Below are 10,273 nucleotides of genomic sequence, written 5' to 3'. Positions count from 1 at the left end.
GCCGCTCGTGCCCCTCCCGGAACACCGTCGCCGACACCTCGACCGTCTGACCCACGACCGCCTTCGCCGGCCACCGGCCGCACCCCACCACCGGCTCGACGTTGACGATCGGAATGCGGCCAAGCCTCGGAATGCCGGGCATGCTGGACGTTCCGGACTCGACGTGCATGTGCCACCCCTACCCTCTCGAGAGATCCAAAACGTCCATGCCCGGAACCCGCCGACTACCGCCGAGTAGTCCGGGTGATTTTCCGCGTTCGACCGAGGACGCGCGGTGGCGTGCGGCCCCGCCCATGGCCGACCCCGGCCGCCCCGCGCGGGTCTCGGGAAGGTCGAGTTTGGGCAAACGGTCGGCCGCGACGCCGAGGCCCGCCCAGGTGACGAACGGCTGGGACGGGACGAGAGCCCTTGTGGGGAAGGGGCTCCGGGGATTCGCGCCACCGCGGGGCCGACCGGTCCGCGAGGTGACGGTGTGGTCCCCGCCGTCGCGCCCATGCCCCCGGAGCGCATAGCGTGACGTTGCGTGAAGGCAATCCGACGTTTCACGGTACGCACCGTCCTTCCCGAGCCTCTCCGGCAGTTGGAAGAGCTGGTCCTCAACCTGCGCTGGTCGTGGCACCACGAGACGCTCGACCTCTTCCGCGACGTGGACCCGGCGCTCTGGAAGGCCGTCCACCACGATCCGGTCCGGCTGCTCGGCGAGGTCGCCCCCGAGCGGCTCGCGCGGCTGGCGGAGGACCGGCGCTTCCTGCGGCGCCTCCAGGACACCGCCGAGGACCTGCACGAGTACCTCACGGCTCCGCGCTGGTACCAGTCGCGGCCGGGAGACTCGCCGGTGAGCATCGCCTACTTCTCACCCGAGTACGGGATCACCGCCGCGCTGCCGCAGTACTCCGGGGGCCTCGGCATCCTCGCGGGCGACCACCTGAAGACCGCCAGCGACCTCGGCGTCCCCATCCTCGGGGTCGGCCTCCTCTACCGGCACGGCTACTTCTCCCAGTCGCTGTCGCCGGACGGCTGGCAGCTGGAGCGCTACCCCCCGATCGACCCCAACGGCCTGCCCCTCACCCTCCTGCGCGAGCGGGACGGGACGCCGGTGCGCGTCGTCATCGGCCTGCCCAAGGGCGGCGGCCTGCACGCGCAGGTGTGGATCGCGCGGGTCGGCCGTGTCCCGCAGCTGCTCCTCGACTCCGACGTCGAGGAGAACGACCAGGCCGCCCGCGACGTCACCGACCGGCTGTACGGAGGCGGCGGCGACCACCGCCTCCTCCAGGAGATGCTGCTCGGCATCGGCGGCGTGCGGGCCATCCGCGCGTACTGCCGCATCACCGGCCACCCGGCGCCGGAGGTGTTCCACACCAACGAGGGCCACGCCGGGTTCCTCGGCCTGGAGCGCATCCGCGAGCTGGCCAAGGAGGAGGGCCTGACCTTCGACGAGGCGCTGGAGGCGGTCCGGGCGGGCACGGTCTTCACCACCCACACGCCCGTTCCGGCCGGCATCGACCGGTTCCCCCGCGAGCTGATCGCCCGCTACTTCGGCGGCGCGAACGAGGAGGAGCAGGTCCCCGTCGACCGGATCCTCGCGCTCGGCGCCGAGGACTACCCCGGCGGCGACCGCACCGTTTTCAACATGGCCGTGATGGGGATGCGGCTCGCGCAGCGCGTGAACGGCGTCAGCCGCCTGCACGGCGAGGTCAGCCGGGAGATGTTCGGCGGGCTGTGGGGCGGGTTCGACACCGCCGAGGTCCCCGTCGGGTCGATCACCAACGGCGTGCACGCGGGGACCTGGGTCGCGCGCGAGGTGCTGGAGTTCACCGCCCGGGAACTGCCCTCGGTGATGGAGTCCGGGCGCGGCTGGGAGGCGGTGCGCGACGTCCCCGAGCCGGAGGTCTGGCGGATGCGGAACCTGCTGCGCCGCCGCCTCGTGACGGACGCGCGCCGCCGCCTCCGCGAGTCGTGGCGCCAGCGCGGCGCCAGCGAGGCCGAGACCTCCTGGATCGACGACGCCCTCGACCCCGACGTCCTGACGATCGGGTTCGCGCGGCGCGTCCCGTCCTACAAGCGGCTCACGCTGATGATGAGCGACCCGGACCGGCTCCGCGCGATCCTGCTTGACCCCGACCGGCCCGTGCAGATCGTCATCGCCGGGAAGGCGCACCCGGCCGACGAGGGCGGCAAGCGGCTCATCCAGGAGATCGTCCGGTTCACCGGCTCCGAGGACATCCGGCACCGCATCGTGTTCCTGCCCGACTACGACATGGCGCTCGGGCAGCTCATGGTGCAGGGCTGCGACGTCTGGATGAACAACCCGCTGCGCCCGCTGGAGGCGTGCGGCACGTCCGGGATGAAGGCCGCGCTGAACGGCGGGCTGAACCTGTCGATCCGCGACGGCTGGTGGGACGAGTGGTACGACGGCCAGAACGGCTGGGCGATCCCCTCCGCCGACGGCCTCGCCGCCCCCGACAGGCGCGACGAGCTGGAGGCCGCCGCCCTGTACGAGCTGATCGAGGACCACGTGTCCGTCACGTTCTACGACCGGGACTCGGCCGGGATGCCGCGCCGCTGGCTGGAGATGGTCAAGCACACCATCGCCACCCTCGGCCCGAAGGTCCTCGCGTCCCGGATGCTCCGCGACTACGTCGACGACCTGTACACCCCGGCCGCCGTGTCGGAGCGCTCCATGGTCGCCGACAAGTTCGCGGGCGCCCGCGAGCTGGCGGGCTGGAAGCGGCAGGTCCGCTCGGCCTGGTCGCGGGTCGCCGTCGAGCACATCGAGTCCACCGGCGAGGAGAGCCCGCAGGTCGGCGCGCGGCTGACGGTCCGCGTCGTGGTGGACCTCGACGGGCTCGCCCCGCAGGACGTCGCCGTCGAGGTCGCCTACGGCCGGGTGGACGACGCGGACGCGCTCGTCGACCCGTCCTACCTGGAGCTGGAGGACGGCGGCCCGGCGGAGAACGGGCGGCGCCGCTACATCGGCGAGGTGCCGCTCGGGCGCAGCGGCGCGTTCGGCTACAGCGTGCGGGTGGTGCCGAGCCACCCGCTGCTGTCGGGACGGGCCGAGATGGGCCTCGTCGCGCTGCCGCCCGCGCCGCAGGGCATGACGAACGGCGACCTGCGCTAGCCGTCCTCCCCCTCGTCGTCGGCGGGCGGCGGGTCGGGCGTCTGCCAGGCCGCGACGACGAGGGGGAGCAGTGTGTGCGTCGCCAGCAGCGCGAACAGGATCAGGAAGAGCGCGGCGCCGGGGATCTGCGACTCGCGGCCGTCCCGGTCGGCGATCATCGTCGCCACCAGCACCGCGAAGATCACGACCGTGGTGGCCTGGTGCGACGTCGCGAACGCGCGGAGCCGCGCCACGAGCTGCCGCTCGTCCAGCTCCCGCTCCCGCCGGGAGGTCAGGCCCCGGGTCATCGCGATCAGCTGGCCGGCCAGCGGCACCCCGGCCACCACCAGCACGCCGAGGATCACGAAGTTGACGATCATCGCGGTGTCGCTCGGGGCCAGCGCCCAGGACACCGCGGCGTCCACCCAGAACAGGCCCAGCATGGCAGCGCCCGCCCCCGCCAGCACCCGGCGGGCGCGGCGGCGCGCGTAGCGGGCGGGCATCCGCCGCTCCAGTTCCTCGTCGAGCGCGGCGAGACGGTCCGCGCGCTTGCGGCGGGACCGCTCCAGCCATCCGTCGGTGCGGTTCGTCATGACGTGTCTCCGATTCTCGGGAACGGCTTGAGGGAGAAGACGACCTCGACCGGCACCTCGAAGTACTCGGCGATGCGCAGGGCGAGGTGCAGGCTGGGGCTGTACTCGCCCCGTTCCAGGTAGCCGATCGTCTGGTAGTGCACCCCCAGCGCGGTGGCGAGGTCGCGCCGCGAGACGCCGCGCTCCGCCCTCAGCACCGGGATCCGGTTGTAGACGGTCTCCTTCTCGGCGGACGCCGGGTCGGCCTTGCGGATCACGGCCCGCGCCCTTCGAGGGTCCCGCTCACGCGCACCTCCTGTATCTGTCCTTGGACGTAACGCAGTATGGATGCATCTGATGATAGTAGGAGTACTACATCTCGTATCGGACATGCAAGCGAGCCGATGCTGGCAGGATGGACATGTGCGACTTGCTGACCGGGACGCGCGGCCGGTCCCCTGGCTGCCGGCCGGCCGTACCGCGGACGCCGCGCTCGCCGGCGGAGCCTTCGCCGTCCTGGCCGCGATGACCCTCGTGTCGATCCACACGGGGCCGCCCTCGCGGATGCCCCTCTACAGCTGGGCGCTGCTGGTGGTCGCCTGCGGGGCGCTGTACTTCCGCCGGAGCCATCCGGTCGCGGTCGCCGCCGTCACGCTCGCCGCCTGCGCCGTCTACTACCCGGTCACCGAACCGGACGGCCCGGCCGTGCTCACCTTCGTCGTCGCCCTCTACACGGCGGCGGCCGAAGGCCACCTCACCGCGGCCGTCGTCCTCGTCGGGATCGCGGTGGCCGGCACCGTGGCCGGCGACCGCCGCGACGACGTCAACCACCTCGCCGACGCGGCCGGCTTCCTGCTCATCGGCTGGTTCGTCGCGGTCGTCGCCATCGGCGGCGTCGTCCGCAACCGCCGCGCCTACCTGCGCGAGGCGCAGGAGCGCGCCCGCGTCGCCGAGCGCGGCCGCGAGGCCGAGGCCCGCCGCCGCGCCATCGAGGAGCGGCTGCGCATCGCCCGCGAGCTGCACGACGTCCTCGGCCACAACATCTCGCTCATCAACGTGCAGGCCACCGCCGCGCTGCACGGCCTGCGCCGCGAGCCGCAGCGCGCCGAGGACGCCCTCACCGCGATCAAGCAGGCCAGCAAGGACGTGCTGCGGGAGATGCGCGCCACCCTCGGCGTCCTGCGGCAGGTCGACGAGGCCGCCCCGGTCGCGCCCGCCCCCGGCCTCGCCCGGCTGGAGGAGCTGACCGGGGGCCTCGCGGCGGCCGGGCTGAAGATCCGCACCGAGGTGGAGGGCGAGCCGCGCCCGCTGCCCGCCGAGGCCGACCTCGCCGCGTACCGGATCGTCCAGGAGGCGCTCACCAACGTCACCCGGCACTCCGGCGCGACGTCCGCCGTCGTCCGCGTCCGCTACGGCGCCGAGGACGTCGTCGTCAGCGTCGAGGACGACGGGACGCCCGGATCCGGCACCACGCCGTCGGCCGGCGGCAGCGGCATCCGCGGGATGCGGGACCGCGCCGAGGCGCTCGGCGGCGGCCTCGACGCCGGGCCCGGCCCAGACGGCGGCTTCACCGTCCGCGCCCGCCTGCCGCTCTAGTCCTCGTCCTGCCCGGCGAGCGCCTCGTAGGCGGGGGCCAGCACGTCCGCCAGCGCGCGGCGCCGGACGCGGACCGGCGGGGGCGCGGCGAGCCGCAGCACGAACCCCGGCGGGACGGGCGGCGCGGGCGGGCGCTCGCGCAGCCGGGCCAGCCCGGACGGCGGCGTCCAGAACCCCTCGGCGGTGAGCGGCTCCTCCCGCATCTCCAGCGGGTCGGGCTCGGTGCCGGTGGCGCGCCGCAGCGCGCCGAGCAGCCGGTCACGGCGCCGCCCGTTCCACTGGAGGATGAGGAACGGGTCGTCGTCGAACGCCTCGGCCAGCAGGTAGAGGACGGCGGCGGCGTGCTTGCACGGGTCGCCCCAGTCGGGGCAGTCGCACATCAGGTGCAGGTCGGACGCGGAGTCCGGGAACAGCGCGAGCCCCAGCTCGGCGAACACCCACTCGATCTCCGGCGGCATCTCCCCGGCCAGCAGCCGGGCCCGGAACAGCGCGCGGGACGCCAGCTCCGCCTCCACCGCGCGCCAGCCGTCCTCGTCGATCGCCTCGATGCCGAGCGCCACCTCGTACGGCTCCGGCGCCGAGCCCCGCACCTTCGCGGTCACCTCGTGCGCCTCCACCCGCAGGTCGAACACGTTGCCCTCGCGGGCGTAGGCGCGGCCCCGCTGGAGGCGCCCGGCGTCGGCGAACGACTCCACCAGGTCGATGAAGCGCCGCGACCACCACCGCGCCCCGATCGACCCCCGCCTGGTGCGCGCCCTGAGGCCCTCGTCCACCTACTCGCTCACCGCCTCCGGCGACAGCCGCAGCACGTCGCGCAGCTCGGCGACCGACAGCTCGGTCAGCCAGTCCTCCCCGGTGCCGACGATCGAGTCGGCCAGGGCCTTCTTGCGTTCGATCATCTCGTCGACGCGCTCCTCCATCGTCCCGACGCAGATGAACTTGCGGACCTGGACGTCGCGGGTCTGCCCGATGCGGAACGCCCGGTCGGTGGCCTGGTCCTCCACGGCCGGGTTCCACCAGCGGTCGACGTGCACGACGTGGTTGGCGGCGGTCAGCGTCAGGCCCGTCCCGGCGGCCTTGAGGGACAGCAGGAAGATCGAGGGTTCGGCGTCCCGCTGGAACCGCTGGACCAGGTCGTCGCGCCCCTGCTTGGACGTCCCGCCGTGCAGCCACAGCACCGGCCGTTCGAGCCGCGCCGCCAGGTAGGGCTGGAGCATCGACCCGAACTCGGCGTACTGGGTGAAGACGAGCGCCTTCTCGCCCTGGTCGAGGACCTCGGCGCAGATCTCCTCCAGCCGTTCGAGCTTGCCCGACCGGCCGGGCAGGCGCGAGCCGTCCTTGAGCAGCTGCGCCGGATGGTTGCAGACCTGCTTGAGCTTGGCCATCGTCGCCAGCACCAGCCCGCGCCGCTTGGCCTCCTCCGCCTCGGCGATCTGCTGGAGCATGTCGTCGACGGTCGCCCGGTAGAGCGACGCCTGCTCGGCCGTCAGGTTGCAGTAGACCTTGATCTCCTGCTTCTCCGGCAGGTCCGAGATGATCGTCTTGTCGGTCTTGAGGCGGCGCAGGACGAACGGCTGCGTCGCCCGCCGCAGCGCCAGCGCCGCCTGCTCGTCGCCCTCCCGCTCGATCGGGATCGCGAACCGCTGCCGGAACGCGCTCCGCGGCCCGAGCAGCCCCGGGTTCGCGAACTCCATGATCGACCAGAGCTCGGTGAGGTGGTTCTCCACCGGCGTGCCGGTGAGCGCGATCCGGCTCCGCGCCGGGATGCTGCGCACCGCCCGCGCCTGCCGCGTCCCGCTGTTCTTGAGCGCCTGCGCCTCGTCGCAGATGACCCGCTCCCACTCGAACGGGGCGAGCGTCTCCGCGTCCCGCGCCGCCGTCCCGTACGTGGTGAGCACCAGATCGGCCGACGCCACCGCCGCGGCGAGATCCCCGCCCCGGTGCCGCCCCGTCCCGTGGTGCACGTACACCCGCAGCTTGGGCGTGAACCGCGCCGCCTCCCGCTGCCAGTTCCCCACCAGCGACATCGGGAGAATGGCTAGCGTGGGAGGGGTCGTCGCACCATCTTTTCGTTCGTGAACAAGCAGTGAGAGCACCGATATTGTCTTCCCGAGCCCCATGTCGTCCGCGAGAAGGGCGCCCAGGCCGAGGTCGTTCATGAACGTCAGCCAGGCGAGCCCGCGCTCCTGGTAGGGCCGCAGCTCGGCGTTCAGGTCCTCGGGGGTGCGCATGGGGGTGAGGCGGCGGTCGGCCTCGCCGGAGAGGAGGTCGCCGAGGGGGCCGGTGGCGTCGACCTCGGTCAGGGGGAGGACGTCGTCGCCGGCGTGCACGATCGCGCGGATCGCCTCGGCGGCGGTCATGCGGCCGCGGCGCGGGTGGCGCAGGAAGTCGAGGGCGGCCTCCAGCTGGTGCTCGTCGAGCTCCACCCACTGGCCGCGCAGGCGGACGAGGGGGGTCTTCAGCCGGGCCAGTTCCTCCAGCTCGGCCTCGTCGATGCTCTCGTCGCCGATGGCGAGGTCCCAGCGGAAGTCGACCATCGACCGCAGGTCGAAGCCCGACGGCGCCGCCGACCCCGCGGAGGCCTCCGGGTCCTCGTTGCGGGCGGTGAGCCTCATGCCGAGCTTGGCCTTGCCCGCCCACTGGGGGAGCAGGACGCCGAAGCCCGCCGCGGCGAGCATCGGGGCCGCCTGGCGGAGGAAGCGGAACGCGCCCGCCGTGTCGAGCAGGAGCTCGCAGGGGGCGGGGCCGTCGAGCGCGGGCGCCAGGTCGGGGAAGAGGCGCAGGGCGCGGCCGAGCCCGGCGAGGAGGGTCTCCTCGGCCTGCGGGATCGAGGTGGCCTCGCCGTCCCAGACCAGCGCGGCGGGAATGTAGAGACTCGGGTCGTCGGTGCCCTGGAGGGCGAACTCGACCCGCCAGGAGTCGCCCGGTTCGGCGTCTTCCTGGAACTCCTCGGCGCCCGGTTCGGCGAGGCGGAAGCAGGCGCGCAGCGGGCCGGAAGGGCGGCGCGCCGCGGCGGCCCACGCGTCCAGCTCGGCGATCAGATCGTCGGGGTCGTCGCGGGGTTCGCGGGCCACCTCGGGAGAGGGCCCGGTCAGCGCCATCACCCAGCGTTCGGCGAGGGGCAGCCGGTCGAGCTCCTTGCGCCGCGACACCAGCAGCGGATGCGGGACCACGCCCCGCACGGCCGTGTCGACCAGGGCCGACAGCGCCTCGCGCAGCACCTCGGCGGCGGGGCGCCCACCGCCCGCCGCGCGGCAGGCGGCGGGCATGGCGCGGGCCAGCGCGCGGAACCGCGCCGGGTCGTCGATCACCGGCCGCCAGCGGGCCACGAGGTCGCCGTCCTCGCGCAGGAGGGCGGGCAGGACGTGGCCGCGCCCGGCGAGGTGCACCGCCTCGTCCGCGAGCATGCACAGGAAGCGCAGGTCGGTGCCCGCGATGACGTCGGCGCTGTGCTCGGCCGCCTGGAGCAGCGCCATCGCGGGGAACGGGGCGAGGACCAGGGCCGGGACCCGCCACGGCCGCAGCTCGGGCTCGTCGCGCACCGGCTCGGGGCCGAGCTCGGCCGACGGGAGCGGGTGGTCGCCCGCGGTGGGCAGCGACATCGCCAGCTCGACGCGGAACGCGGCGCGCAGCAGCGGCTCGTAGGAGGTGCCGGTGAAGTCGCAGGTCGCGAAGGGGTGGACGTCCGGGGAGGGCTCGTACGGGCCGGTGCGTTCGGCCCACAGGCAGAGCGCACCGCCATGCCAGGTGGCGTGGGCGACGAGCATGGTCCCCGAAGCTACCAGCAGCCTCGGACACCGCCGCGCTTCACGCTTCCTGACAGCCGTCACTCAGACAATTCTCATATTGGTCAAATTCCCCTCTAACTCGATAGATGGAGGCTCCCTCCAGACCACTGTCCCCGTGACGAGGAGGCTCCCGATGGCAGCGAACGGACAGGCGGCGGAAGGAAAGGGCGGGGTGAGCCGCCGAGCGGCGCTCACCGCGATGGGCGGCGCGGGGCTCGGCGCGGTCGGCGCGGTCGGCGCGGTCGCCGGCGGCGCCGCCCTGGCGGACGGCTCGCAGAGCAGGACCGCCGCCCCGGTGGCGGAGGTCTCGGACGGGACGGCCCCGGCCTGCGTGCTGTCCCCGGAGACCACCGAGGGCCCGTACTACCTGGACTACGAGATGGTCCGCCGGGACGTCACCGAGGACCGGCCGGGCGTCCCGATGATCCTGCGGGTCGCGGTCGTGGACACCGGCGCCGGCTGCCGTCCGGTCAAGCGCGCCGCGGTGGACATCTGGCACTGCGACGCGGGCGGCGTCTACTCCGGGTACGAGGGCAACACGCTGCCGGGCGGGCCGCCGCCGTCCGGCACCCCGACGGCCCCGCCCACGGGAACACCGACCGGCCCGCCGCCCGGCGGTGGCGGGCACGCCGAGCCCGACAACGACCTGACGTTCCTGCGCGGCGTCCAGCTCACCAACGGCCACGGCACCGCCGAGATCCGGACGATCTATCCGGGCTGGTACCAGGGACGGGCGCTGCACATCCACGTGAAGGTGCACGTCGGCGGCAGGGTCGACGCGGAGAAGAAGACCTACACGGGCGGGCATGTCAGCCACACCGGGCAGTTCTTCTTCGCCGAGGACATGGCGGAGAAGGTCGCCGCGCTGGAGCCGTACAGGAGCAACACGGTCACCCGGGTGAAGCTGGAGGAGGACGGCATCTACCGGCAGGCGGGTTCGGGCCTGCTGACCGTCCGCCCGGTCCACCGGGGCCGGATCGAGCGCGGGCTGCTCGCCACGATCACGGTCGGCGTGAACCCGTCCGCCACCCCCGGCCCCGCCTGACCGCCCCGCCCCGCCGGCCAGGGCCCGTCTCGAAGTGGCCTCGGCCACGCGCGAACGCGTGAGCTGCCCGGTGTCGCGAAGCCGGAGGCGAGCGACACCGGGCAGATCGCGAAGCGATGCCGCGTTCGCCCAGGCCCGGTCACGTAGCGAGCCGCCAGGCGAGCGATCGGAA

8 protein-coding genes are annotated in these 10,273 nt (G+C 73.7%); 3 read left to right on the top strand and 5 right to left on the bottom strand.

Annotated elements, in window-relative coordinates:
- Window positions 1-142: maltotransferase domain-containing protein (locus tag AB0C84_RS44215; RefSeq protein ID WP_361078458.1), on the bottom strand; the 142-nt coding region annotated here is incomplete at its 3' end.
- Between the two features lie 381 nt (window positions 143-523).
- Here AB0C84_RS44215 and glgP point away from each other — a divergent pair.
- Window positions 524-3,121, top strand: coding sequence for an alpha-glucan family phosphorylase (glgP, locus tag AB0C84_RS44210; protein ID WP_361078452.1), 2,598 nt, complete (start codon window positions 524-526; stop codon window positions 3,119-3,121).
- On the opposite strand, the gene AB0C84_RS44205 is transcribed toward glgP, so the two are convergent.
- Together AB0C84_RS44205 and AB0C84_RS44200 are read right to left on the bottom strand one after the other, a co-directional pair.
- Window positions 3,118-3,693, bottom strand: a complete 576-nt coding sequence (locus AB0C84_RS44205; protein WP_361078449.1) for a hypothetical protein — start codon at window positions 3,691-3,693, stop codon at window positions 3,118-3,120. The two genes, glgP and AB0C84_RS44205, sit on opposite strands and share 4 nt — an antisense overlap.
- Window positions 3,690-3,947, bottom strand: coding sequence for a helix-turn-helix transcriptional regulator (locus AB0C84_RS44200; RefSeq protein ID WP_361078455.1), 258 nt, complete (start codon window positions 3,945-3,947; stop codon window positions 3,690-3,692). Before AB0C84_RS44200 ends, AB0C84_RS44205 begins: the two co-directional genes overlap by 4 nt.
- Window positions 3,948-4,095: 148 nt before the next feature.
- Between AB0C84_RS44200 and AB0C84_RS44195 the strand changes: the two genes are divergently transcribed.
- Complete coding sequence (locus AB0C84_RS44195) at window positions 4,096-5,268, top strand: sensor histidine kinase (RefSeq protein WP_361078446.1); 1,173 nt, start codon at window positions 4,096-4,098, stop codon at window positions 5,266-5,268.
- On the opposite strand, the gene AB0C84_RS44190 is transcribed toward AB0C84_RS44195, so the two are convergent.
- Together AB0C84_RS44190 and AB0C84_RS44185 are read right to left on the bottom strand one after the other, a co-directional pair.
- Complete coding sequence (locus AB0C84_RS44190) at window positions 5,265-6,041, bottom strand: SWIM zinc finger family protein (RefSeq protein ID WP_361078443.1); 777 nt, start codon at window positions 6,039-6,041, stop codon at window positions 5,265-5,267. The two genes, AB0C84_RS44195 and AB0C84_RS44190, sit on opposite strands and share 4 nt — an antisense overlap.
- On the bottom strand, window positions 6,042-9,035 hold the full coding sequence (locus AB0C84_RS44185; protein WP_361078440.1) for a DEAD/DEAH box helicase: 2,994 nt from the start codon (window positions 9,033-9,035) through the stop codon (window positions 6,042-6,044).
- Window positions 9,036-9,189: 154 nt separating this feature from the next.
- Here AB0C84_RS44185 and AB0C84_RS44180 point away from each other — a divergent pair, with 154 nt between their 5' ends.
- A complete protein-coding gene (locus AB0C84_RS44180) occupies window positions 9,190-10,101 on the top strand; it encodes an intradiol ring-cleavage dioxygenase (RefSeq protein WP_361078437.1) in 912 nt (303 codons plus the stop codon).
- The last annotated feature ends 172 nt before the right edge of the window (window positions 10,102-10,273 follow it).

This window comes from Actinomadura sp. NPDC048955, from assembly GCF_040649435.1.
Taxonomy (GTDB): Bacteria; Actinomycetota; Actinomycetes; order Streptosporangiales; family Streptosporangiaceae; genus Spirillospora; species Spirillospora luteofluorescens.
Note: the sequence above shows the minus strand (reverse complement) of the source record. Positions and strands in the feature narration are given on the sequence as shown.

What these genes read in the sequence shown, in the direction of transcription:
- AB0C84_RS44185 (WP_361078440.1), bottom strand. Translation starts at nt 9,035, where the DNA reads ATGCTCGTCGCCCACGCCACCTGGCATGGCGGTGCGCTCTGCCTGTGG.
- AB0C84_RS44205 (WP_361078449.1), bottom strand. Translation starts at nt 3,693, where the DNA reads ATGACGAACCGCACCGACGGATGGCTGGAGCGGTCCCGCCGCAAGCGC.
- AB0C84_RS44180 (WP_361078437.1), top strand. Translation starts at nt 9,190, where the DNA reads ATGGCAGCGAACGGACAGGCGGCGGAAGGAAAGGGCGGGGTGAGCCGC.